The organism is Leifsonia sp. fls2-241-R2A-40a (assembly GCF_030209575.1).
Taxonomy (GTDB): Bacteria; Actinomycetota; Actinomycetes; order Actinomycetales; family Microbacteriaceae; genus Leifsonia.
The window spans coordinates 723,935-746,129 of sequence record NZ_JARVRS010000001.1; the positions used below are offsets into that span (position 1 = coordinate 723,935).

Annotated in this window: 22 protein-coding genes; 12 read left to right on the forward strand and 10 right to left on the reverse strand. The window is 70.7% G+C overall.

The window, feature by feature from the left end:
* The first annotated feature begins 22 nt into the window (after positions 1–22).
* Both QRN40_RS03520 and QRN40_RS03525 read left to right on the forward strand, forming a co-directional pair.
* The gene (locus tag QRN40_RS03520) at positions 23–325 is read left to right on the forward strand and encodes a hypothetical protein (RefSeq protein WP_285114094.1); all 303 of its coding nucleotides are present in this window, start codon (positions 23–25) and stop codon (positions 323–325) included.
* Positions 326–417: 92 nt separating this feature from the next.
* Entirely contained in the window at positions 418–2,508 is a 2,091-nt protein-coding gene (locus QRN40_RS03525; protein ID WP_285114095.1) for a RecQ family ATP-dependent DNA helicase, read from the forward strand.
* Between the two features lie 104 nt (positions 2,509–2,612).
* On the opposite strand, the gene QRN40_RS03530 is transcribed toward QRN40_RS03525, so the two are convergent.
* From QRN40_RS03530 to QRN40_RS03550, 5 genes are all read right to left on the reverse strand, one after another.
* Positions 2,613–3,464, reverse strand: a complete 852-nt coding sequence (locus QRN40_RS03530) for a hypothetical protein (protein WP_285114096.1) — start codon at positions 3,462–3,464, stop codon at positions 2,613–2,615.
* Between the two features lie 122 nt (positions 3,465–3,586).
* Entirely contained in the window at positions 3,587–4,726 is a 1,140-nt protein-coding gene (locus tag QRN40_RS03535; RefSeq protein ID WP_285114097.1) for a UDP-N-acetylmuramate dehydrogenase, read from the reverse strand.
* On the reverse strand, positions 4,723–5,148 hold the full coding sequence (locus QRN40_RS03540; protein WP_285114098.1) for a MaoC family dehydratase: 426 nt from the start codon (positions 5,146–5,148) through the stop codon (positions 4,723–4,725). The genes QRN40_RS03535 and QRN40_RS03540 overlap by 4 nt, the downstream gene beginning before the upstream one ends.
* Positions 5,148–5,594: a MaoC family dehydratase N-terminal domain-containing protein gene (locus QRN40_RS03545; protein WP_285114099.1), complete on the reverse strand. Its 447-nt coding sequence runs from the start codon at positions 5,592–5,594 to the stop codon at positions 5,148–5,150. The genes QRN40_RS03540 and QRN40_RS03545 overlap by 1 nt, the downstream gene beginning before the upstream one ends.
* A gap of 541 nt (positions 5,595–6,135) precedes the next feature.
* The gene (locus QRN40_RS03550; protein ID WP_285114100.1) at positions 6,136–7,026 is read right to left on the reverse strand and encodes a DUF5996 family protein; all 891 of its coding nucleotides are present in this window, start codon (positions 7,024–7,026) and stop codon (positions 6,136–6,138) included.
* 148 nt (positions 7,027–7,174) lie between these two features.
* On the opposite strand from QRN40_RS03550, the gene QRN40_RS03555 reads away from it, so the two are divergent.
* Both QRN40_RS03555 and QRN40_RS03560 read left to right on the forward strand, forming a co-directional pair.
* Complete coding sequence (locus QRN40_RS03555; RefSeq protein ID WP_285114101.1) at positions 7,175–7,855, forward strand: YoaK family protein; 681 nt, start codon at positions 7,175–7,177, stop codon at positions 7,853–7,855.
* Between the two features lie 46 nt (positions 7,856–7,901).
* On the forward strand, positions 7,902–8,900 hold the full coding sequence (locus QRN40_RS03560; RefSeq protein WP_285114102.1) for a hypothetical protein: 999 nt from the start codon (positions 7,902–7,904) through the stop codon (positions 8,898–8,900).
* A gap of 15 nt (positions 8,901–8,915) precedes the next feature.
* On the opposite strand, the gene QRN40_RS03565 is transcribed toward QRN40_RS03560, so the two are convergent.
* Positions 8,916–9,215 carry a WXG100 family type VII secretion target gene (locus QRN40_RS03565; RefSeq protein WP_285114103.1) on the reverse strand — a complete coding sequence of 100 codons (300 nt, stop codon included), beginning with the start codon at positions 9,213–9,215 and terminating at the stop codon, positions 8,916–8,918.
* Between the two features lie 138 nt (positions 9,216–9,353).
* Here QRN40_RS03565 and QRN40_RS03570 point away from each other — a divergent pair, with 138 nt between their 5' ends.
* Positions 9,354–9,896, forward strand: coding sequence for a GIY-YIG nuclease family protein (locus QRN40_RS03570; protein WP_285114104.1), 543 nt, complete (start codon positions 9,354–9,356; stop codon positions 9,894–9,896).
* Between the two features lie 81 nt (positions 9,897–9,977).
* On the opposite strand, the gene QRN40_RS03575 is transcribed toward QRN40_RS03570, so the two are convergent.
* Positions 9,978–11,546: an MFS transporter gene (locus QRN40_RS03575; RefSeq protein ID WP_285114105.1), complete on the reverse strand. Its 1,569-nt coding sequence runs from the start codon at positions 11,544–11,546 to the stop codon at positions 9,978–9,980.
* 155 nt (positions 11,547–11,701) lie between these two features.
* Between QRN40_RS03575 and QRN40_RS03580 the strand changes: the two genes are divergently transcribed.
* The 5 genes from QRN40_RS03580 (at position 11,702) to QRN40_RS03600 (ending at position 16,492) form a co-directional block, all read left to right on the forward strand.
* Positions 11,702–12,268 carry a TetR/AcrR family transcriptional regulator gene (locus QRN40_RS03580; protein WP_285114106.1) on the forward strand — a complete coding sequence of 189 codons (567 nt, stop codon included), beginning with the start codon at positions 11,702–11,704 and terminating at the stop codon, positions 12,266–12,268.
* A 40-nt stretch (positions 12,269–12,308) separates the two neighbouring features.
* On the forward strand, positions 12,309–14,036 hold the full coding sequence (locus QRN40_RS03585) for a cation:proton antiporter (protein WP_285114107.1): 1,728 nt from the start codon (positions 12,309–12,311) through the stop codon (positions 14,034–14,036).
* Between the two features lie 255 nt (positions 14,037–14,291).
* A complete protein-coding gene (locus QRN40_RS03590) occupies positions 14,292–14,486 on the forward strand; it encodes a hypothetical protein (protein ID WP_285114108.1) in 195 nt (64 codons plus the stop codon).
* Between the two features lie 30 nt (positions 14,487–14,516).
* Complete coding sequence (locus tag QRN40_RS03595) at positions 14,517–14,957, forward strand: Fur family transcriptional regulator (RefSeq protein ID WP_285114109.1); 441 nt, start codon at positions 14,517–14,519, stop codon at positions 14,955–14,957.
* A 41-nt stretch (positions 14,958–14,998) separates the two neighbouring features.
* Positions 14,999–16,492: a catalase gene (locus QRN40_RS03600; RefSeq protein ID WP_285114110.1), complete on the forward strand. Its 1,494-nt coding sequence runs from the start codon at positions 14,999–15,001 to the stop codon at positions 16,490–16,492.
* 233 nt (positions 16,493–16,725) lie between these two features.
* On the opposite strand, the gene QRN40_RS03605 is transcribed toward QRN40_RS03600, so the two are convergent.
* Positions 16,726–17,418, reverse strand: a complete 693-nt coding sequence (locus QRN40_RS03605; protein ID WP_285114111.1) for a PhzF family phenazine biosynthesis protein — start codon at positions 17,416–17,418, stop codon at positions 16,726–16,728.
* 58 nt (positions 17,419–17,476) lie between these two features.
* Here QRN40_RS03605 and QRN40_RS03610 point away from each other — a divergent pair, with 58 nt between their 5' ends.
* Positions 17,477–17,701: a three-helix bundle dimerization domain-containing protein gene (locus tag QRN40_RS03610; RefSeq protein ID WP_285114112.1), complete on the forward strand. Its 225-nt coding sequence runs from the start codon at positions 17,477–17,479 to the stop codon at positions 17,699–17,701.
* 45 nt (positions 17,702–17,746) lie between these two features.
* Here QRN40_RS03610 and QRN40_RS03615 read toward each other — a convergent pair whose 3' ends face one another.
* The gene (locus tag QRN40_RS03615; protein ID WP_285114113.1) at positions 17,747–19,231 is read right to left on the reverse strand and encodes an NAD-dependent succinate-semialdehyde dehydrogenase; all 1,485 of its coding nucleotides are present in this window, start codon (positions 19,229–19,231) and stop codon (positions 17,747–17,749) included.
* The gene (gabT, locus tag QRN40_RS03620; protein WP_285114114.1) at positions 19,228–20,589 is read right to left on the reverse strand and encodes a 4-aminobutyrate--2-oxoglutarate transaminase; all 1,362 of its coding nucleotides are present in this window, start codon (positions 20,587–20,589) and stop codon (positions 19,228–19,230) included. Before gabT ends, QRN40_RS03615 begins: the two co-directional genes overlap by 4 nt.
* Positions 20,590–20,680: 91 nt before the next feature.
* Here gabT and QRN40_RS03625 point away from each other — a divergent pair, with 91 nt between their 5' ends.
* Positions 20,681–22,132, forward strand: a complete 1,452-nt coding sequence (locus tag QRN40_RS03625; protein ID WP_285114115.1) for a PucR family transcriptional regulator — start codon at positions 20,681–20,683, stop codon at positions 22,130–22,132.
* Positions 22,133–22,195 lie beyond the last annotated feature (63 nt).

Below are 22,195 nucleotides of genomic sequence, written 5' to 3' on the forward strand. Positions count from 1 at the left end.
ATTTCGAGCAGGAGACCGCACCATGACCGACCACCAGAACCCGACCACCGCCTACCCCCCTACTGTCACGCCCTCCGGCCGCCCTGCGCCGGTGCGCTGGGGTGGCGTCGTCTGGGGCGTGCTGCTCACGCTGTTCGCCGCAGGCACCCTGTACGTCTTGTCGTCGGCGGATCGCGCTGACGCGGTCGGTGGGTGGATCACGGCGCTCACCCCCGGTTCGGCCTGGGCCCTCGGGGCTGCCGCCGTGGGGCTGATCATCGTGGTCTCGGCCCTGCTCGGCGGCATCCGCGCCTCGCAGCGGCGCCGGATTCCCGCCCGGTTCTAGCGAATCCCCCCACAGCACGGACCGGAAGCCGTCTCTCCCCAGATGCCCGCTCCCCCGGAGCGGGCGTCAGGCGTCCCTGAGACGATGGCTTCATGACCACAGCGACCGATGCCCTCACCAGCCTCCGCGCCCTCGTCGGGCGACCGGACGCCGAATTCCACGATGGGCAGTTCGAGGCGATCGGCGCCCTCGTCGACGACCACCGCCGGGCGCTCGTCGTGCAGCGGACGGGGTGGGGCAAGTCGGCCGTCTACTTCGTCGCGACGATGCTGCTCCGAGCGAGGGGCGCGGGGCCGACCATCCTCGTGTCGCCGCTGCTCGCGCTCATGCGGGACCAGGTCGCGGCGGCGGAACGGGCCGGCGTGCGGGCGGTCACCATCAACTCCGCGAACCGGCACGAGTGGGACGACGTGGCCGCCCGCTTGCGGGAGGACTCGGTCGACGTCCTCCTCGTCTCCCCCGAGCGGCTCAACAACCCCGAGTTCCGCGACACGCAGCTGCCGGCGCTGGTGGACCGCAGCGGATTGCTCGTGGTCGACGAGGCGCACTGCATCTCCGACTGGGGCCACGACTTCCGGCCCGACTACCGGCGGCTGCGCGACCTGATCGCCCTCCTGCCCGACGGCGTGCCGGTGCTCGCCACCACCGCGACGGCGAACGAACGCGTCGTCGAAGACGTCGTCGAGCAGCTCGGGTCGGGCCGGGAGGCGGAGGTCCTCACTATCCGCGGTCCGCTGGCGCGACGGTCGTTGCGGCTCGGTGTACTGCCGCTCCCGGACGCCACCAGCCGGCTGGCATGGCTCGCCGGTCATCTCGGAGACCTTCCCGGCAGCGGGATCGTCTACACCCTCACCGTCTCCGCGGCGGAGGACACCGCCCGCGTCCTCCGGCGGGCCGGACACGAGGCGCACGCCTACACCGGCCAGACCGACACGGCCGAGCGGGAAGACCTCGAAGGACGGCTCAAACGGAACGAGGTCAAAGTGCTGGTCGCGACCAGCGCGCTCGGGATGGGGTTCGACAAGCCCGACCTCGGCTTCGTCGTCCACCTCGGGGCGCCGTCATCTCCCGTCGGGTACTACCAGCAGGTCGGGCGCGCGGGCCGCGCGACCGACAACGCGGACGTCCTGCTTCTTCCAGGCCCGGAGGACCAGGCGATCTGGCGCTACTTCGCGACTGCTTCCATGCCCTCCCGCGAGAAGGCCGCCGCCGTTCTGGAGGCGCTGGGAACGGAGCCGCTGTCGACGCGCGTGCTCGAGAGCCGGGTCGACCTGCGCGCCTCGACACTCGAGCTGCTTCTCAAAGTGCTCGACGTCGACGGAGCGGTCCGGCGGGTCAGCGGCGGGTGGGTCACGACGGGTACGCCCTGGCGGTACGACGAGGAGCGCTACGCGCGCATCGCCGCGGCCCGTGAATCCGAGCAGGAGTCGATGCTCGAGTACGAGTCGACGAGTGGGTGCCGCATGGAGTTCCTGCAGCGAGCCCTCGACGACCCCGACGCCGGACCCTGCGGCCGGTGCGACAACTGCGCAGGCGTCTGGTACCCGGCCGAGGTGGACGACAGCACCGCGGGCGAGGTCGGATCCATGCTCGACCGTGTGGGGGTGGAGATCGAACCCCGCAAGCTGTGGCCGACGGGTGCCGATCGACTCGGGGTGTCCGTGCGCGGCAAGCTGCGTCCCGAGCAGCAGCTGCAACCCGGTCGGGCACTCGCGCGGCTCACCGATCTCGGTTGGGGCGGCCGCCTTCGGGAACTCCTCGCCGACGATGCGCCGGACGCGGCGGTACCGGCCGCTGTGCTCGACGCGTGCATCCGCGTCCTGGCCGATTGGGATTGGGCTGCACGGCCCGGAGCCGTCGCAGCGATGCCCTCCCGCCGACGCCCGTTGTTCGTGGAGTCGCTGGCGCGTGGGCTCGCCGGGGTCGGCCGTCTGCCGTTCGCCGGCACGCTGGCGTGGCGGGGCGGCCCGCCGACGGGTGCACCCGGCGGCAATAGCGCCTTCCGCCTTGCGTCGGTGTGGGACCGCTTCTCAGCCGATGGCCTCGACCTGCCGACCGGTGTCCCGGTCCTTCTAGTGGACGACCTCGTCGACAGCCGCTGGACCGTGACCGTCGCCGGTCAGGAGCTGCTGCACGCGGGTGCGAGCGCCGTGCTGCCGTTCGCGGCCGCCATCCGCAGTTGATCGGTCGCCGACGTGTTCTGTCGCAGCGGGACTCCCCACTGCACCCTCACGGGGGCGTAGGCAGCACCGCTTTGCATGCGCGAGCACGCGTACGCGTCATCGACTCAGATGAAGTCGCCGCCTCCGCCGAAGTCGCCCCCGCCGAAGTCGCCCCCGCCGAAGCCGCCCCAGTCGCCGCCACCGCCGCCGAAGTCGCCACCACTGCCGCCGAAGTCGCCGCCGCCCCAGCCGTCGCCGCCGGAGGTGTCACCGCCGCCGTTCCAGCCGGCCGCATCCACCGAGCCGTCGCCGCCCGAACCGCCGTCGCCGCCAGAACCGCCGTCACCACCAGAGCCGCCGTCGCCGCCCTGGTCGCCCGAACCACTGTCTCCGTTCTGATCGTTGCTGTTCTGGTCGTTGCCGCTCTGGTCATTGCTCTGGTCGCCGTTGCCACCGTCCGCCTGGTTGTCCCCGGGCGACGGCAGGAAGGCACTGACGAGGGCGGAACCGATCACGTAGCCGGCGACGCTTCCGAGGAGCGAGCTGGCGAACATCCCGCCAAGGCCCGGTCCACCGTAGCCGTAGCCACGGCCGCCGCCCAGCGTGCGCTCGAGCGTCCCCGGCTGGCGGAGCTCCGAGCGCGTGGCGGACTGCGCGAGCGAGCGCGGGTCGTCGCCTCGGGGCTGGTCTCCGGCCGGCGCGTTCTCGCTGAGTTGCTGGAACACGAGGCGACGCTGCTCCGGCGTCAGTTTCGCGAAAGCCTCCTCGTGGACCTGCTCGATGGTCTCCGGCGGCGCAGTCCTCAGCAGGTAGCGGTAGCGCTCCACCGCGATCTCGTCCTCGCTGCGATTCTGACCGGCGGCCGGACCGGTCGCCGGGCCTGCACCGCTTCCGTTCGGCGGGTACGCCGCATTCTGCGTCTGCGAGCCGTTCGGGCGCGGTTCTTCGCGTCCGAGAAGGCGGTCCAGGAATCCCATATCGTCCCCTCCGATTCGTCTGAGCGCGAGCGCGCTGCGACGCATCCAGCCTACGGATTACGACGTGAGAATACTCACAGAGTTACTCGTGCGTCCGCCCCCGGGTCGGTGGGAACCCACCGTCAGAGTTCGAGCCCCACCAGTACGGGCTCGGGCTGCAGTACGACGCCGAACTCCGCCTGGACGCGAGCCTGGATGAAGGACGCCAACTGGGCGACATCCGCACCCGTCGCTCCCCCGCGGTTGACGATCGCGAGGGTGTGCTTCGAGGAGATCCCTGCGCTTGAGCCGGGCAGGGCGAAGCCCCTCCGGATGCCGGCGTTCTCGATGAGCCATGCAGCGCTGAGCTTCACCGTGTACTCCGCTGCGGCGAGCGGCGGCACGTCCATGGGATGGACGCCATCCAGCGGGATGGTCAACACGGTGTCGGGTTCGAGCGGGTCCTGGGGCCAGCGCGGAGCCTGGGCGGGCAGCGACCGCGCGAACTGCTCCGAGACGATCGGGTTGGTGAAGAAGGAGCCGGAGCTGACGGAGTCGGGATCGGCGGGGTCCAAGACCATGCCCTTGGACGAGCGGAGCGCGAGCACCGCCCGACGCAGTTCAGCCACCGGGACGCGCGAGCCCAAGGGGACGCCGAGGGCGTCGGCGAGCTGAGCGTACGCGACCGGGGCGCTCAACGGCGCGCCCAGTGCCCCGGGCACAGTTCCGTCGGTGAGTTCCAGGTCCACGGAGAGCACGACCCCGGACCGTCCCCGTTTCAGGGTGGAGGTGCGGTACCCCAAGCCCAGCTCCGCGCGCGAGAGGTACTCCTCCTCGCCGGTGATGTCGTCCAGGAATTCGACGCCGACGAGAGCGGACTCGATCTCCTGGCCGTACGCACCGATGTTCTGTACGGGTGCTGCGCCGGTCGAGCCGGGGATGCCCGAGAGTGCCTCGATCCCCGACCAGCCGTTGCCCACCGTGAGGGCGACCAGGTCGTCCCACGGCTCGCCCGCCTGCACCCGTAGCCGGACCCGGCCCTCCGGTGCGGGGAGCCGGTCGACTCCCCGGCTGCGGATGTGGATGACCGTGCCCTCGAAGCCGTCATCGGACGCCACCGTGTTGGAACCGCCGCCGAGCAGGAGCCGGTCCTCGCCGCTGTCGCGGGCCTCGAGCACGGCGGCGACGAGCGCATCCCGGTCGTCGACGGCGACCAGGCGGTCAGGCACTCCGCCCACGCGGATCGTGGTGAGGTCGGCGAGCGCCGGGGTGGTCACCGTCATGCCAGCCGCACGCGGACCTGAGCCTTGCCCAGGACCGTCGCGCCGTCGAACGTCGTGGTGAGGTCGATGCGGGCGACGCGGGCCTCCGCGTCCAGCTGGCCCACCTTGGCCGACACGGTCACGGTGGCCCCGGTCGACGGGTCGACGACCACGGGACGGGTGAAGCGCACCTGATAGTCCTCGACGAGTGAGGGATCGCCGACCCAGTCGACGACGGGCTGCACCGAGAAGCCCATGGTGAGCATCCCGTGGGCGATCACGCCCGGGAGACCGACCGAGGTGGCGACGTCGTCCCGGTAGTGGATCGGGTTGAAGTCGCCGGAGGCGCCCGCGTAGCGGACCAACGAGTCGCGGCTCAGTTCGATCGTGCGCTCGGCGACCACGTCGCCGACGGTCAGGCTGTCGAAGTCCGGGGCTGCCATCACTCGTCTCCTCGAACAACCAGGGTGGATGTGGCGGTCACCACGTGCTCGCCGTCTGCATCGACGATCGTCGACTCGGCGGTCACCATCGAGTGGGCGCCGAGCGACTTCACGGAGGTGACGCGCAGCGTCGCCGTGAGCTCGTCGCCGGCGACCACGGGGCGACTGAAAGTGAACCGCTGATCGCCGTGCACCACGCGCGTGAAGTCGATTCCCGCGTCCGGCTCGGCGAGCAGCTGTGCGAGTGTCGCCTCCTGCACCACCACAGGGAAGGTCGGGGGCGCCACGAGGTCCGCGTGACCCGCGGCGCGCGCGGCGTCGACGTCGAAGCTGAGCGGGGAGGTCGCGAAGACGGCCCGTGCGAACTCACGGACCTTCTCACGTCCCACGAGGTACGGCGCGGTCGGCGGGAATTCCCGCCCCTGCAGCTCTGGGTTCACTGACACCCGACGATTCTACCGGCGGGGCGTCGGTGCACAGCGGGCGCGGTGGTCCCGGCAAGGGAAGAGGCGCGAAGCCACCAAACGACAGAAGACCCCGGAGGCCAGTGGCCTCCGGGGTCTTCGTGCTCGGTGCTAGCGCCTTACTGGCAGCTGTCGCACTGCAGCAAGTCCATGGGGTCGACGGGAACCGAGTAGCCGCCAACGCTGTCGTTTTCGTAGTCCATGATGGCCTCCCCTAGAAGTCTTGGTGATCCGCGTTCCCGCGGTGTTCACCCACTATATAACCCGAATGACACGATTGTCATTCCACTACATGTTGTGTTTTGGGAGTTTTTTCTCGCTGCCCCCAGATTAGGGGGAACCACCGACATCGGAGCGCGCGAGGCGACCGGGGTGCGACTCACGAGACCCGCGAGAAATCGCAGAAGAAGGCTCCCGGGAGGGCCCGCGGATGGCCCAGAAGGAGACACGAGCCGCTCACCCGCCGTGGCGGATTGCGACGTCGCTCGGCGTGTCGCGACGGTCGAAGCCGGCGGAGACCGGATCACGCATCGAGCGCCCCTTCATCCGTCGGCCATCCTCCGAGACGGACAGCCGCGCGGTACGTCGCCTCCAGGAAATCCAGCACCAGCCCGTCCGGGTCGGGCGCCTGACGCACGGTCTCGTAGGGGAGCAGGAACTCACCTAGTTCGGCGCTGTAGAAGGCGCCGTCGGGGACCGGCGCATCGGCGTATCCGGGCGGCGCGGGGTACGCGTACGAGTAGAACGCGCCCTCCGCGCCACCTCCTGGCCAGAATCCCGCACTGCTGATCTCCTGCGAGTAGCCCTCCAGCATCACGTCGTCCGGGCAGTTCGGAACACCTCCGGGATGCGCGGGGGCCGGACGACCGGAGAACCGCGTGACCGCCAGGTCCATCGCGCCCCAGAAGTAGTGGACCGGGCTGACCTTGCCGGTGAACCGGGAACGGAAGGTCTGCAGCACCCGCTCGGCGTCGATGAGCTGCCGCCAGAATGCCTGCGCCTGCTCGGGGACGTACGTGCAGTGCGTGGAGTCGTCCGCGAAGGGGATGGCGACCGGCACCTCGTTCGGGACCGGGTGGATGGAGACCTCCACTCCGAGCTCGCCGAGAGCGGCGAGGGTCTCCTCGTAGAACTGCGCGACCGATCTGCCCGCCAGCGGGAAGCTGCGGCGTCCGCCGTCGCTGGTGCGCAGCACCAGTTCGTGGTCCACGAAGTCGAACTCGATGTCGAGGATCCCGTCGGGGACGGGGATCGGACCTGTCGCCAGGCCTCGCGCACTGACGTAGAGCGTCACGTGCCACCAGTGATTCACCGGTGGGCTCAGGGCCATCCGGATCTTGCCGACGACCTGGGTCCAGAGGTGGACGGTGTCCCGCGTGGCCTGCCATGAAGCGACGGTGAGTTCGGTCGGCACGGTTGTCGTCCTTCCAGTCGGAATCAGCGGCTTCAGGCTACTGCGCACGCGGAGCGGAGGCGGCGGGGGCGGCAGGGGCGGCGCCGCCGGAGCGGCCCAGCCCTCGGAGCGTGCGATCCTATCCAGCACGGGAGGCGTGATGACGGACATGGACAATCGACAGCGCGAGATGACTTTGGTGCTCATGCTCGCGCTCACTTTCTCCACGGGAATCGTGGATGCGGTCGGCTATCTCGGCCTCGACAAGGTGTTCGCCGGCAATATGACGGGGAACGTAGTGATCCTCGGGATGGCGCTGGTCGGCGCCGAGGGACTGCCCTGGGTCGGCCCGCTGATCGCACTGATAGCCTTCATGGCGGGTGCTGTCATCGGCGGCCGGACGCTGCGCCGCGAGAGCACGGGCTGGAACACGCGCACCAGCTGGTCCTTCACCGCCGTCGCCGTCGCCCTGGCCGTGCTGACGATCGTGACGACGCTGGCCGGGGGCGTTCCTCCCAAGCCGTGGGAACTCGTCATCACGACCCTGCTCGCTGCATCCATGGGGTTCCAGGCCGCGGTGGCCCGGCACCTCGCGGTGAAGGACGTCACCACGGTGGTCGTCACCTCGACGATCACCGGGCTCGCCGCCGACTCCGTCCTCGCCGGCGGAAGCGGCCAGCCCTGGCGCCGCCGGGCGGCAGCTGTCGTCCTGATCGCCCTGGGCGCGCTCGTCGGGGCGTTGCTCCTCCGGCTGAACATCGCGGTTCCGCTCGGCCTCGCGACGGTGGTCACTGGGGCCGCCGCGGTCGTCGGCCACGCGGCCGCGCACGAGGCGCGCGTCACCCAGTGAGGACGGCGGCGACGCGTTCGTCTCCCTGGGACTAGATTCTGTGACGATGACGATGACGATTCCGACTCCGCTCCTCCTCGGGCCCAACCAGCCGCTCGACCGCCCCTACCGCGGCGGCGCGGGCATCGCCCGGTTCCGCGGCACCCCGCAGCCGAGCCCGTTCACCCCCGAGGACTTCGTCGGCTCCACCACCGAGGTGTTCGCCGGCGGCGGCGTCGGACTCACAGTGCTCCCGGACGGCCGCACGCTCCGCGAGGCCGTCGCCGCCGATCCCGAACTCTTCCTCGGCGAGGAGCACGTGAGGCGGTTCGGTCCCCGCACGATGCTTCTCGTGAAGCTGCTGGACACCGCGGAACGCCTCTTCGTCCACTACCACCCGGATGATGCCTTCGCCGCTCGCCAGCTGTCCAGCCCGCTGGGCAAGACCGAGGCGTGGGCTGTGATCGACGCCGCCGACGACGCGTATGCGGCGCTCGGCTTCCGGCGCGCGGTCACCCCGGAGGAAGTGCGAACCTGGTGGACCGGCCAGGATGCGGACGAGATGCTGGCAGCGATGAACCGGCTCCCCCTAGCCGCCGGCGACACCCTGCTGGTGCCCGCAGGCCTCGCGCATGCCGTCGGCCCCGGTGTCACCCTCGTGGAGTTGCAGCAGCCGACGGATCTCTCCCTCCTGATCGAGAGACGCTCGCTCTCGGAGGCCGAGGCGCTGCTCGGCCTCGACCTGGACACGGCCCTGGGCGGCCTCACGCTGGACGCGACTCCGGAGGAGCGGATCGCGTCGCTTCGCCAGAGGCGCGGCGCGGAGACGCTCTTCCCGGCCGACGCGGATCCGTTCTTCTCCGCCGAGCGCATCCAGGTGACCGGTTCGCGGGAGCTCGAGCCGACGTTCTCCGTCCTGGTGGTTCTCGACGGCATCGGCACGCTCGAAGCTGCTCGCGGATCGCTCTCCCTGAGCCGCGGCGCGACGGTCTTGACCTCGCACGGGGACGGTCCGATCACGCTCGACGGCGACCTCGACCTCATCCGGTGCCGCCCGCCGCGCTGACCCACGCCGCCGGGCTCACGCACCCCTCAGCGCTCCGGCGAGCGAGGCGTCCGTCTGTCCGAACGAGTCGGCTGTGGCGTGCAGGAAGTGCGCCATGCCCTGCAGCCCGCTGACCACGCGAGTCGCGCCGGTTGTGAACTCGTCGTAGGCGAGTTGGAACGCCGACGAGGCGCGCTCCGTGGTGAACCCGCTCGCCACCAGTCCGTCCACGGTCGCCTTCAGCTCGCGCAGGGTGGCCTCGAGCTGGCTCTGGCCGTGTCCCAGGCGAGCGGCGGTCGCCGTCAGCTGGCCGTAGTCGATGGTGATATTCGTCACTGTGTGCTCCTTCGATTCGGGTCGATGGAGTCAGCGTAAACGGCTGTGGAATTCCAAGTACAGAGTGTCAGATGCTTTGTCTGCAATGCAGAAGAGAAGCGGAGGCGCAGTGTCGGAGGCCGGCGCTAGCCTCGCCCTGTGTCCACTCCGTGCGTCCTGTGCGGCGCCCCATCACACGACGGGGCGCCGGTCGCGCTCTGCCTGGCGCACCTGCTGGAGGCGCACGACTGGGTGGACGGCGAGTTCGGAGCGACCGACCTGCTCCCCGCGCCGTGCGCGTTCTGCGGATCCCGGCTCGGGGTGCGCTATCCATCCGGCTGGCTCTGCGCCGTCTGCGAGTGGCGCGTGGGCGAGCCTCCCCCGGATGATCGCGCGACGGCTCGCGTCGACGTGGTCTACTACCTGCGCTATCGCGACCGCATCAAGATCGGGACCACGGCGAATCCCGCGCAGCGGTTCTCCAGCCTGCCGCACGACGAGGTCCTCGCCTTCGAACGCGGCGACCGGATGCTCGAGCACCGGCGCCACGAGCAGTTCGCGCAGCTGCGCATCCCGGGCACCGAGTGGTTCGAGACCGATGCCGGGCTGCTCGCGCACGTCCAGCAGCTGCGCGACAACGGGATCGAGCCCTGGCTGCTGCTCGCCCGCTGGCGGAGCGAAGCGGCGGCCCTCGGCAGCTGAACAACGCCGGCAGAAGCACCGCGCCGACGAAAAAAGCGAAGGCCCGAACCGCGAACGGCTCGGGCCTCCGTCTCGCAACGGTCAGGCGACCTCGAGGTGCTCGCGCTCGCGGGTGTCGCCGCGAGCGCCGCCGTCCGATCCGTCCGCCAGCTCGTCGCCGACCTTCGACGCGAGGCGGGCCATCTCGGCCGCCTCGAGTTCTGCGGAGGACAACGGGAGCACATCCACGGCGGCGGATTCGATGAGCCGCTCCGCCTCGCGCTCGGTGGCCCGGCGCGATGCCCGCATGATCCCCGTGGCGACCAGCGTCACCGCGCCCGCCGCGAAGGCGAGCACGCCGGCCGTCGCGAAGCCCTCGGTGTAGCCGGACTCGGCCGGCAGCCCGTCCGGTGCGATGGCGCCGGTCACGAGCGCGGTCATGACGGCAGCGCCGACGGCCGAGCCGACGGTGCGCAGGTTGGCATTCATCCCGCTCGCGATCCCGGTCTGCGTTGCCGGGACGCTCTGCACGACCACGCTGGTGATGGCCGCGTAGATGAGGCCGAGGCCGATGCCGAAGACGCCCGAGGCGGTCGCGACCGCCAGGAGGGTGCCGTGCAGGTACGCGAGCGACAGGCTCGCCGCTCCCATGAGGACCGCGGAGACGACGATCTGCGCACGAAACCCGACCCACCGGGCGAGGGGCCCGCTGAGGAAGCCGGTCACGGCCATGGTGACGAGCATCGGGAGCATCAGCATCCCCGACTCCGCCACGGACGCGCCCAGTCCGTAGCCCGTCGATGCGGGCGTCTGCACGAAGCGCGGGAAGAAACTGAACACCGCGAACATCGAGGCGCCGATGAAGACGGCGGCCGCGTTCATCGACCAGACGCCCGGCTCACGCATCAGCCGCATGTCCACGAGGGGATGGCGCGAGCGCAGCTCGACGAGCACCCAGGAGGCGAGGAGCAGCGCGGCGAGCACGAACAGTCCGATCACGCCCGGCGACGACCATCCCCACTGCGCTCCCGTGCTGAGCGGGAGCAGCAGCGCGATGAGCCAGCCGGAGAGGAGGAGGCCCGCCCATGGGTTCACTCCCCCGGCCGCACGCGTCGGCGACTCGGGGATGAAGATCAGGGCGAGCACAGCGGCGGTCACGGTGAGGGCTACCGGGAGGAGGAACAGTCCGCGCCAGCTGAGCGCGTCGGCCAGCGGGCCGGCCAGCACCGTGCCGAGCCCGCTCCCGATCGCGATGATGGAGGCGATGGCGCCGATGGCGGACGGCAGGCGGCGAGCCGGGAACTCGTCGCGGATGATGCCGAAGGCGAGCGGGAACATGGCGCCGCCGAGGCCCTGGATGACGCGGCCCGCGATGACGACACCGATCGTGGGCGCGACGGCGGCGACGACGCTCCCCAGGCCGACGGCCAGGAGAGCGAGCACCAGGATGCGGCGTTTGCCGACGATGTCGCCGACGCGGCCGAGGAGCGGGGTGGCGACCGCCGCGGCGATGAGCCAGGCGGTCATGGTCCAGGTGACGCCTGCGGTCGTGGTGTGCAGGTCGGACTGGATGACGGGGAGGACGGGGACGACGAGCGACTGGAGGGTCGCGAAGGAGCCGACGCTGAGCGCCAGGATGGCGAAGGTCAGTCCGGGGTGGGATCGAGACATTGTCGGGATGTTTCCGTTTCTCGAGATGATGCCGAAATGGCGGTAGAATTGGAGGGAGGCTCCGTTCGGAGGGTTCCTCCGGTTAGCTGCTACATTACCGGAGGCAGCCTCCGCTTAGCAAGCCCGAATTTGGCCGACCCGAAAGGACCTTCGCCGTGACCGGCACCGAGACACCCGTCGTGGGCGTCGTCCGACCCCAACGGGCCGACGCGCGCCGCAACTTCGACGCGCTCCTCATCGCCGCTCGCGAGGCGTTCGCCGCGCACGGTCCCAGCGCCCCGCTCGAAGACATCGCCCGCCGTGCCGGCGTCGGAATCGGGACGCTGTACCGCAACTTCCCCACGCGTGACGCCCTCGTCGAGGCCGTCTACATCGACGAGGTCGCTGCCGTCGTGCGCGCCGCGGAAGAAGCGGGGACGCTGGAGCCGTGGGAGGCCGTCGAGGCGTGGCTCCGCCGGTTCGTCACGTACGTCGGCACCAAGCGCGCGCTGGTCGAGGGCCTGAACAAGGAGTCGCCGGTCCTGCTCAGCTGCCGGACGTCGCTGTACGACGCCGGCGAACCGCTGGTCGAGCGCGCCCAGGCTGCGGGAGAACTCCGCACCGACGCCAGCATCGGCGACGTCATCCGGATGGTCTCGGGCATTGCGGGCGTCGCCTTCGATGACGAGCAACAGCGCGACCGCGTGATCGCGATGGCCATCGACGGCCTCCGCACCCGCTGACCCGGCCGCCGCGCCCGCACCCGCCCCGTACGCTGAGTAGATGGAGCTGGGCGTCTATGCGGTGATCGCTGTCGCGGTCATCGTCGGCGTGGCCGCCTTCGCTCGCAGACTCGGCGTCGCGGCTCCGATCATCCTGGTGATCGTCGGAGTGACGCTCTCATTCCTGCCGGGCGTGCCCGAGATCCAGATCCCACCGGAGATCATCCTGGACGGTCTGCTGCCGCCCATCCTCTACGCGGCGGCGATCAGCGTCCCGCTCACCGACTTCCGGCGCAACCTGGCCCCGATAGCCGGCCTGTCGTTCGTGCTCGTCATCATCACGGCCTTCGCCTCGGGATTCCTGCTGTACACGATGCTCCCGGACCTGAATCTGGCGGCCGCGATCGCCCTCGGCGCCATCATCAGCCCACCGGATGCGGTCGCCGCGACGTCGATCGGGCGCAAGCTCGGGCTGCCTCCTCGCGTGCTCACCGTGCTCGAAGGCGAGGGCCTGGTCAACGATGCGACCGCCCTCGTGCTGCTCCGCACGGCACTCGCGGCTGCGCTCGGCGCGCTCGTGACGCCCTGGGCCGGCGTCGTGGATTTCGTGTCGGCCGTCATCATCGCCCTGGTCGTGGGTCTGGTCGTCGGCTTCGTCTCCGTGTGGGTGCGATCCAAGCTCAACGACCCGGTGCTCGACACCGCTCTATCGGTCGTCGTGCCGTTCGCGGCGTTCGCCCCGACGGAGGCGCTGCACGGTTCTGGCGTGCTGGCCGTCGTCGTCACCGGTCTCTACACGGGGCACGCGGCGCCTCGGCAGTTCAGCGCCCAAGCGCGGATCAGCGATCAGATCAACTGGCGCACGATCCAGTTCCTGCTCGAGAACGGCGTGTTCCTGCTGATCGGGCTCGAGCTGCGGACCCTGGTCGGCGACGTCGAGCACCCGGAAGTGCTGAGCGTCTGGAACGCGATCGGACTCGGCCTCATCGCCGTGTTCGCGCTCATCATCATCCGGTTCATCCTCATCGTGCCGCTCATACTGGGCCTCCGAAGACGTGCCGAGCATGCCGAACGCTCGGTGCTCCGCGAGTGGCTGATGATCAGCTACTACCGCGACCATCCCGTGCGCTACCGCTGGCAGGCGGTACGCAAACAGCGAGCGGAGCAGCGCTACGAACGACATCGCGGCGACCTCGAGGAGTACCGCCAGGAGGCGATCGGCTGGAAGAGCGGCATCGTGCTCGGCTGGGCCGGGATGCGCGGAGTCGTCACCCTCGCCGCCGCGCAGTCGTTGCCCGGGTCCATCCCCTACCGGCCGCAGCTGATCCTGATCGCGTTCACCGTCGCTTTCGTCAGCATCGTGCTGCAGGGCGGTACGCTGCCGTGGTTGATCCGGGCCCTCAGTCTGCAGGGCGCCGACGCCCGCGAGGACCGACGCCTGCTCGCCAAGCTGCTCGACGATCTCAGCGAAGCGGGACTCGCCGTTCTCGACGACCCGGAAGCCGCCGCCGACACGGCCACCCCGATCGATCCCGAGGTGGTGGAGCGTGTGCGCCAGTCGTCGTACCTCCGTGCCGAGTCGGCCTGGGAGCGGGCGCTGCTCAGTGACACTCCCCAGGAGAGCCGGCCGCATCACGTCTACCGGACCCTGCGCCTGGCCGTCGTGGAGGCGGAGCGGACGCGGCTGCTGCTCGAGCGCGCCCGGGGGTCGTACCCGTCGCGAGTGCTCACGGAGGCGCAGTCCCTGCTCGACCTGGAAGAGACGCGGCTGCGCTCCCGCGCACGCTGACGCGAGCCGACCGCCGCCGCCGCGCTCATACCCGCTCACGAGGCATCCCCGGTCTCGGCGCCGCCGATCCGAACAGCGATCGCGGCGTGGCGGCGCCCCGCGGGCGCAGGCGTGGAAGGAGACCTCACGTCAACGAAGACGGAACGGGGCACGCATCATGACGGCGATCGATGCGCCGCTTCCTCGTCACGAAGGGGTGGACGCCCCCGTCTATCTCTGGTGAGGGCCCGTGCAGGGGCGAGAGGAAGGGGAGTCATGGAGATCACGGTGATCCGCGACCAGGATCAACGCCGGATGGTCGTCGCCGTCGATGCGGCGACCGAGGCAGAGGCGCTTCGCACGATCGTCAACGCCATCGGTCCGGTGTCCATGGCGCGAGAAGAGCTCACCGGCCGGAAAGCCCGGGGCGAAGTCGCGGAGCGCCACGCCCGGGTATCCCGGTATTTTTAGTTATTCAAAACAAGTCGCTAGGGTCGAGTCATGGACGCGGCACGACTCGAGACGGCGCTCCGCGAAGCAGGACTCAAGGCGACGCGGGGCCGGGTCGCGGTGCTCGACGCGCTGACGGTCCGTCCGCACGCGGACGCCGAGACCGTCTTCCGGTCGCTGCTCTCGACGGTGCCCGGCACATCGATCCAGAACGTGCACAACGTGCTGGGCGATCTGACCGCGGCGGGCCTTCTGCGACGCATCGAGCCGGCCGGTTCGCCGGCGCTCTACGAGCGACGGATCGGCGACAACCACCACCACGTGGTCTGCACCGGTTGCGGTGCGGTCGCCGACGTGGACTGCGTCGTCGGTCACGCGCCCTGCCTGCATCCGTCCGATGCAGCAGGGTTCGCGATCGACACGGCCGAGGTCACGTTCTGGGGCCTGTGCCCGTCCTGCCAGAAGCGGGCTGCGCCCGCTGAGCAATCCTGAACGCCCCGCACCAGCGGTCGTTCACAAACAATGGGAGAAGTATGTCCGACGACTACACCACCACCCAGACCGGGACCCCGGTCGCCAGCGACGCCCACTCGCTCACCGCGGGCCGGGACGGCGCGACCGCGCTGCACGACCGGTACCTCGTGGAGAAGCTCGCCCAGTTCAACCGCGAGCGGATCCCGGAGCGCATCGTGCACGCGAAGGGCGGTGGAGCGTTCGGTGAGTTCGTCGTGACGGGGGACGTGACGGCGTACACCAAGGCGGCCGTCTTCCAGCCGGGGGCCACGACGCGCACCCTCCAGCGCTTCTCCTCGGTGGCCGGCGAGCAGGGCTCCCCCGACACCTGGCGCGACGTCCGCGGGTTCTCGGTGAAGTTCTACACGACCGAGGGCAACTACGACATCGTCGGCAACAACACCCCGGTGTTCTTCATCCGCGACGGCATCAAGTTCCCCGACTTCATCCACTCGCAGAAGCGCCTCCCGGGATCCGGCCTGCGCGACGCCGACATGCAGTGGGACTTCTGGACGCTGTCGCCGGAGTCGGCGCACCAGGTGACGTACCTCATGGGTGACCGCGGCCTCCCCCGCTCGTGGCGGACCATGCCGGGCTACGGTTCGCACACCTACCAGTGGATCAACGCGGCGGGCGAGCGGTTCTGGGTGAAGTACCACTTCCACTCGCTGCAGGGCAACGAGGAGATCGGCGGCGTCGAGGCGGAGCAGCTGGCCGGCGCGGACGCCGACTACTACCGCCGCGACCTCTACGAGGCGATCGAGCGCGGCGACCTCCCCTCCTGGCGCGTGTCCGTCCAGGTCATGCCGTACGAGGACGCGAAGACCTACCGCTTCAACCCGTTCGACCTGACCAAGGTGTGGCCGCACACCGACTACCCGCTGATCGAGGTGGGCATCCACACGCTCAACGAGAACCCGCAGAACTTCTTCGCGGAGATCGAGCAGGCGGCCTTCTCGCCCGCGAACACCGTTCCCGGGATCGACATCAGCCCCGACAAGATGCTGATGGCCCGCGTCTTCTCGTACCCGGACGCCCAGCGCTACCGCGTCGGCACCAACTACAACGAGCTGCCGGTCAACCGGCCGATCGCTCCTGTGCACAACTACTCGCAGGACGGCGCCGCCCGTCACGGCTTCAAGCCGGCCGACGCCCCGGTCTACGCCCCCAACTCGTTCGGCGGGCCGGTCGCCCAGCCGGAGCGGGCAGGCGAGGGCTCGTGGGAGTCCGACGGCGCCTTGGTGCGCGCGGCCGCGGCGCTCCACTCCGAGGACGACGACTTCGGTCAGGCCGGGACGCTCTACCGCGAGGTGTTCGACGACGCCGCGCGCGAGCGCTTCCTCGACACAATCGCGGGGGCCGTCGGCGGCGTGAAGCGCGAGAGCATCCGCGAGCGCGCCATCCAGTACTGGACGAACGTGGATGCGTCGCTCGGCCGCGCGCTGCGCGACCGTCTCGAGTCGGGCATCCACACGCCGGACGAGTCCGCCGAGTACGTGGGCGTCGCCGAGTAGGCCTCTCCCGCACGCTGCACGAAAGGGAGGAGTCGGCGGTCTCAACGGCCGCCGGCTCCTCCCTTTCCGCCTTTTCGCCGGCATGTCCCGGCGACACTCCTCCCTTTTCGGGGCGCCCCCGGGCGTCGGGAAAGGGAGGAGTTTCTGCTGTCAGACCCCGAAATCGCGGGCAACGGAGGAAGTTTGGGGCCGGAAGGGAGGGAATAGCTCCGTTTCCGGCACCGGGACCGTACCTAGAGTGTCGCCTCGATCGTGCGGTCGTAGACCGTCGTTCCGCCGACGCGCACGCGGCCGTCGTCGAGCAGCTCGGTGGCCAGCTCCGACCCCTCCCCCTGGGAGATGCTCAGGTCGCGACCGAGGCGGGCGGTCAGCGCGATGGCCGCAGCTCCCGTCGCCTCGTCCTCGATGATGCCCATCTCGGGTGCGAACATACGCGAGCGGATGGTTCCGGCCGCCTCGTCGATCCACGCGTACGCGTAGTGCTGTCCGGACGGGAACGCGAAGGGGTCGAGGGCGTCCACGTCCGCGGGCGACGCGAGCAGGTGCCACTCGAACTCGGGCGTCCATTCGGGACGCGCGGTGATCCACGCGGTGTCGTCGTCGACCGTGACCTCGACGTCGCCGGCGCGCTCGATGAGCACGTCGACGGGGGTGTGCTGATCCGACAGCCACCACGCGGTTCCGACGCTGGGGTGCCCGGCGAACGGGAGCTCCTTCGCCGGCGTGAAGATGCGGAGGGCCGCATCCCGTGTGCTCTCGTCCACGCCGTCGAGGAAGACGGTCTCGCTGAAGCCCAGGGCGGAGGCGATCTCCTGTTCGCGCGAGGCGGTCGCCTCGGAGCTCCGCACGATGCCGAGCTCGTTGCCGTTGCGTCCGCTCTCGTTGGTGAATACCCGTACTACGACTACCTCGATTGTCTCGTCCATGGCCCCAGCCTGGCAGAAGCCATACCGCGCGTTAACCACTGGGGTGCATAATCGCGGCATGACGACCGACGACCGCCAGACCCCCGATGAAGAGGACCTCGCCGTCGAGCACGCCGCCGAGCGGCTCGCCGACCGCTACCCCGAGGTTCCGCGCGAGCGCATCGACGAACTCGTCGAGAAGCACTACGAGGAGTTCGACGGCGCCCCCGTCCGCGACTTCGTGCCGGTGCTGATCGAGCACGACGTCAAGCAGGAGCTGAACGCGGAAGAGCGCGCCGACTGACATCCAGCGGCGCGCTCCTCGGCGGTTCTCTCGGCGGTTCCCCGATCAGGCGGGGATGAGCGTGTACTTGGTGCTCAGGTACTCGTTGATGCCCTCGAGACCGCCCTCGCGGCCCAGACCGGACTGCTTGACCCCGCCGAACGGCGCAGCCGCGTTGGAGACGAGTCCGGTGTTGAGCCCCATCATGCCCGTGTCGATCCGGTCGATCATCCGCTGACCGCGGGCGAGGTCGCGGGTGAACACGTAGCCGACGAGCCCGTACTCGGTGGAGTTCGCCGCGGCGACCGCCTCGTCCTCGGTGGAGAAGGTGCTGATCGCGAGGATCGGCCCGAAGATCTCCTCGCGGAGCAGCTCGCTGCCGGGCTGCACATCCACGATCACGGTCGGCTCGAAGAAGAACCCGTCGCCCTCGGGAGCGTTGCCGCCCGTGAGCACCCGTGCTCCGCGCGTCACCGCGTCCTCGACCAGCGCGGACATGGAGGCGACCGCCCGGTCGTCGATCAGCGGGCCGATGGTGATCCCGTCGTCTGTTCCGCGACCGATCCGGAGCGCCTCCACCTTCGCGGTGACGCGGCGCGCGAACTCCTCGGCCACCGACTCGTGGACGATGAAGCGGTTCGCGGCGGTGCAGGCCTGGCCGATGTTGCGGAACTTCGCGAGCATCGCACCCTCGACCGCCTTGTCCAGGTCGGCGTCCTCGAACACGACGAACGGCGCGTTGCCGCCGAGCTCCATCGAGGTGCGGAGGACGTTCTGACCGGCCTGCGCGAGCAGCGAGCGGCCGACCGGCGTCGAGCCCGTGAACGACAGCTTCCGGAGGCGCGGATCGGCGATGATCGGCTCGGACACCGTACGCGCCGTGCTGGTCGGGATGACGTTGACGACGCCCTCGGCCACACCGGCGTCGGTCAGCAGCTGCGCGAAGAACAGCGTGGTGAGCGGCGTCAGCTCGGCGGGCTTCACCACGACGGTGCAGCCGGCCGCCAGCGCGGGGGCGATCTTCCGGGTCGCCATCGCGAGCGGGAAGTTCCACGGCGTGATCAGGAAGGACGGCCCGACCGGACGGTGCGAGACGACCATGGTGCCGGTGCCCTCGGGGTTCTGCCCGAAGCGGCCGGAGATGCGGACCGCCTCCTCGGAGAACCAGCGCAGGAACTCGCCGCCGTAGGTGACCTCGCCGTTGGCCTCGGCGAGCGGCTTGCCCATCTCGAGGGTCATCAGCAGCGCGAAGTCGTCGCGGCGCTCCTGCAGCAGGTCGAATGCGCGGCGGAGGATCTCGCCGCGGACGCGGGGCGCGGTGGCGGCCCACTCGTCGGCGGCGGCGACCGCGGCATCCAGCGCTCGCATCCCGTCCTCAGGGGAGGCGTTCGCGATGCGCTTGATGACGCGCCCGGTCGCGGGGTCCTGCACCTGGATCTGCTCGCGGGTGCCCGCCTCCCACCGGCCGCCGATGAACAGGCCGTCGGGGACGCGGGCGAGCAGCTCGGACTCGCGTGCAGTGAGCTCGGCGGTGGTGTCGACGATGGTCATGCGCCCGCCACCGCCTCCGCGACGACGTCGAGACCCTCGATGAGCAGGTGGTCCGGGATGCTCAGCGGCGGGAGGAAGCGGATCACGTTGCCGTAGGTGCCGCAGGTGAGCAGCACGACACCGGCGGCGTGTGCCGCGGCGGCGACCTTGGCGGTCAGCGCAGCGTCCGGCTCGCCGGTCTCGGCGTCGACGAGCTCGATCGCGACCATGGCGCCGCGGCCGCGCACCTCGGCGACCCGGGCGTCGGCGTCGCGGAGGGCGCCGAGCTTCTCGAACAGGATGTCGCCGATCTGGCGGGCGCGAGCAGCGAGGTCCTCCTGCTCGTACGTCTCAATGGCGGCGAGCGCTGCGACACAGGCGAGCGGGTTGCCGCCGTAGGTGCCGCCGAGACCGCCGACCTGCGGGGCGTCCATGATCTCGGCGCGGCCGGTGACCGCGGAGAGCGGCAGGCCGCCCGCGATGCCCTTGGCGGTGACGATCAGGTCGGGCTCGATGCCGAACTGCTCGGAGGCGAACATGGTGCCGGTGCGGGCGAAGCCGGTCTGCACCTCATCGGCGATGAAGACGACGCCGTTCGCGTTCGCCCACCGCTGGAGCGCCGGGAGGAAGCCGTCGGCGGGGACGATGAAGCCGCCCTCGCCCTGGATGGGCTCGATGATCAGGGCGGCCAGGTTGGCGGCGCCGATCTGCTTCTCGATCATGGAGATGGCCCGCTTGGCCGCCTCCGCGCCGGAGAGTCCGCCGTCGCGCAGCGGGTAGCTCAGGGGTGCGCGGTAGATCTCGGGGGCGAACGGGCCGAAGCCGTTCTTGTATGGCTGGTTCTTCGCGGTGAGGCCCATCGTGAGGTTGGTGCGGCCGTGGTAGGCGTGGTCGAACGCGACGACCGCCTGCTTGCCCGTGTAGTGGCGCGCGATCTTCACCGCGTTCTCGACGGCCTCGGCGCCCGAGTTGAACAGGGCGCTGCGCTTGTCGAAGTCGCCGGGGGTGAGCCGGTTGAGCGCCTCCGCGACGTCGACGTAGGAGTCGTAAGGAGCGACCGTGAAGCAGGTGTGCGTGAACGCGGCGACCTGCGCGGTGACGGCCTCGACGATGCGCGGGGCGGAGTTGCCGACGCCGGTCACGGCGATGCCGGAGCCGAAGTCGATGAGCGAGTTGCCATCCACATCCACCAGCACGCCGCCTCCGGCAGCGACCGTGTACACGGGGATGGTGGCGCCGACGCCCGCGGCGACGGCCTTAGCCTTGCGCTCCGCGCGCTTGCGCGACTCGGGGCCGGGGATCGGGGTGACGAGCCGGCGCTCCTGCGGGAGCGAGGGTCCGCCGACGGGAGTGTCGATGGCGGTGTCGAGGATGGTCATGTGTCGAATGTAGGAAGTCGGCGCGCGAAGACGCCTGGACACGACGTACAATCGCTCCGCCGGGGATCGACACCCTGGCGGATGGAGCCTCATGCCCGCGACTCTCACCCAGCTCCTGGCGCGCCCCGAGCTGGGCCTGCGGCTGCTCACGCCGAGCAGCGTCGGCGACCCGGACGCCCCGCTTGCGTGGGCGCACAGCTCGGACCTCCCCGACCCGACGCCGTTCCTGTCGCCGGGTCAGGTGCTGCTCGTGACGGAGCCGCCCGAGGACGCGGAGCCGTACGTGCGCCGGCTGGCGGAGCACGGGATCGCGGCGCTCGGCTTCGGGACAGAGGTCGTGCGCGACGGGACGCCCGCCAGTCTCGTCGAGGCGTGCACGCGGCACGGGCTCCCGCTCTTCGAGGTGCCGTACCGGACGCCCTTCATCGCCGTCGTCCGCTTCGTCGCCGACCGGGTGGCCGCCGATGCGTACGCCCGCAGCACGTGGGCGTTGCGGGCCTCCCGCGCCATCTCGCTCGCCGCTCTCCGCCCGGACGCGCTCGGCGCCGTGCTGTCGGAGCTGTCGCGCCAGATCGAACGGCCCGTCGCCCTGGTCGGAAGCGACGGCGCCGTCAGCCGCAGCTACCCCTCGGGGGGCTTGGATGCGCGGGCCCGCCGCGCGCTCGCGGAGGCCGCCGATCCGCTGCTGCGGAGCGGACGCCGGGCAGCCGGGACGGTCGGCACGGACGCGGGCCCGTTCGCCCTGCAGACCCTGGGCGCCGCCGGACGCCTCCGCGGCGTGCTGGCCGTCGGGTCGGAGGCACTGGATGCGGCCGCGCAGCAGGTCGTGACCGGGGTCGTCGCCCTCGCCGGCCTGGCCCTCGAGCAGACGCGCGCGGCGGATGCGGCGCGGGCGCGCCTGCGGACCGCGGTCTGGCGCGCGCTGCTCGCGGGCGACACGGCGGTCGCCGCCTCCATCGCCGAACCGGTGCTGGGAGCGCTGCCCGCATCCCCTCTCCGCGTCGCGGTGCTCACCGGTGCCACGGTCGCCGCCGCGCTCGACTGGCTCGAGGCGAACGCCGACGGGTTCTTCGCACGCGACGGCTCGGACCTCGTCGTCCTCGGCGACGATGCGGCGGCGCTCGCCCTCGCCATGCGCTTCGACCTCCGCGGCGGGCTGTCGTCCAACGCCGGACTGGATGCGCTGCCCGCGGCGCTCGAGCAGGCGCACGCCGCGCGCAGCCGGGCCTCGGCGGACGATCCGGTCCCCTCCTTCGACGAGGTCGCTTCGGCGGGGATGCTCGCCCTCCTCCACACGCCGGACGCGCGAGCGGTCGCGGTCACCGCGCTCCAGCCGCTGGTGGCGGCGGACCCGACGCTGCCGGGCGTCCTCCGCACCTGGCTGGATGCGGACGGCGTCTACGACGTCGCCGCCCGTCAGCTCGGGATGCACCGTCACACCCTGCGCGCCCGTGTCGCGGAGGCGGAACGGCTGCTCGGCCGCGACCTCGGCTCGTTCCCGGCGCGCGCCGACCTCTACGCAGCGCTCCGCGCGGCCGCCTAGCCGCTCGCGCATCGACGAGAGCGCGTATTCTTCGCGGGCTCGACGGTGGGTGGTGGGTCGGAG

Excerpts from the sequence above, each read along its gene's own strand:
- QRN40_RS03520 (WP_285114094.1), top strand. The coding sequence starts at position 23 with ATGACCGACCACCAGAACCCGACCACCGCCTACCCCCCTACTGTCACG.
- QRN40_RS03525 (WP_285114095.1), top strand. The coding sequence starts at position 418 with ATGACCACAGCGACCGATGCCCTCACCAGCCTCCGCGCCCTCGTCGGG.
- QRN40_RS03530 (WP_285114096.1), bottom strand. The coding sequence starts at position 3,464 with ATGGGATTCCTGGACCGCCTTCTCGGACGCGAAGAACCGCGCCCGAAC.
- QRN40_RS03535 (WP_285114097.1), bottom strand. The coding sequence starts at position 4,726 with ATGACGGTGACCACCCCGGCGCTCGCCGACCTCACCACGATCCGCGTG.
- QRN40_RS03540 (WP_285114098.1), bottom strand. The coding sequence starts at position 5,148 with ATGGCAGCCCCGGACTTCGACAGCCTGACCGTCGGCGACGTGGTCGCC.
- QRN40_RS03555 (WP_285114101.1), top strand. The coding sequence starts at position 7,175 with ATGGACAATCGACAGCGCGAGATGACTTTGGTGCTCATGCTCGCGCTC.
- QRN40_RS03560 (WP_285114102.1), top strand. The coding sequence starts at position 7,902 with ATGACGATGACGATTCCGACTCCGCTCCTCCTCGGGCCCAACCAGCCG.
- QRN40_RS03575 (WP_285114105.1), bottom strand. The coding sequence starts at position 11,546 with ATGTCTCGATCCCACCCCGGACTGACCTTCGCCATCCTGGCGCTCAGC.
- QRN40_RS03585 (WP_285114107.1), top strand. The coding sequence starts at position 12,309 with ATGGAGCTGGGCGTCTATGCGGTGATCGCTGTCGCGGTCATCGTCGGC.
- QRN40_RS03590 (WP_285114108.1), top strand. The coding sequence starts at position 14,292 with ATGGAGATCACGGTGATCCGCGACCAGGATCAACGCCGGATGGTCGTC.
- QRN40_RS03595 (WP_285114109.1), top strand. The coding sequence starts at position 14,517 with ATGGACGCGGCACGACTCGAGACGGCGCTCCGCGAAGCAGGACTCAAG.
- QRN40_RS03600 (WP_285114110.1), top strand. The coding sequence starts at position 14,999 with ATGTCCGACGACTACACCACCACCCAGACCGGGACCCCGGTCGCCAGC.
- QRN40_RS03605 (WP_285114111.1), bottom strand. The coding sequence starts at position 17,418 with ATGGACGAGACAATCGAGGTAGTCGTAGTACGGGTATTCACCAACGAG.
- QRN40_RS03610 (WP_285114112.1), top strand. The coding sequence starts at position 17,477 with ATGACGACCGACGACCGCCAGACCCCCGATGAAGAGGACCTCGCCGTC.
- QRN40_RS03615 (WP_285114113.1), bottom strand. The coding sequence starts at position 19,231 with ATGACCATCGTCGACACCACCGCCGAGCTCACTGCACGCGAGTCCGAG.
- gabT (WP_285114114.1), bottom strand. The coding sequence starts at position 20,589 with ATGACCATCCTCGACACCGCCATCGACACTCCCGTCGGCGGACCCTCG.
- QRN40_RS03625 (WP_285114115.1), top strand. The coding sequence starts at position 20,681 with ATGCCCGCGACTCTCACCCAGCTCCTGGCGCGCCCCGAGCTGGGCCTG.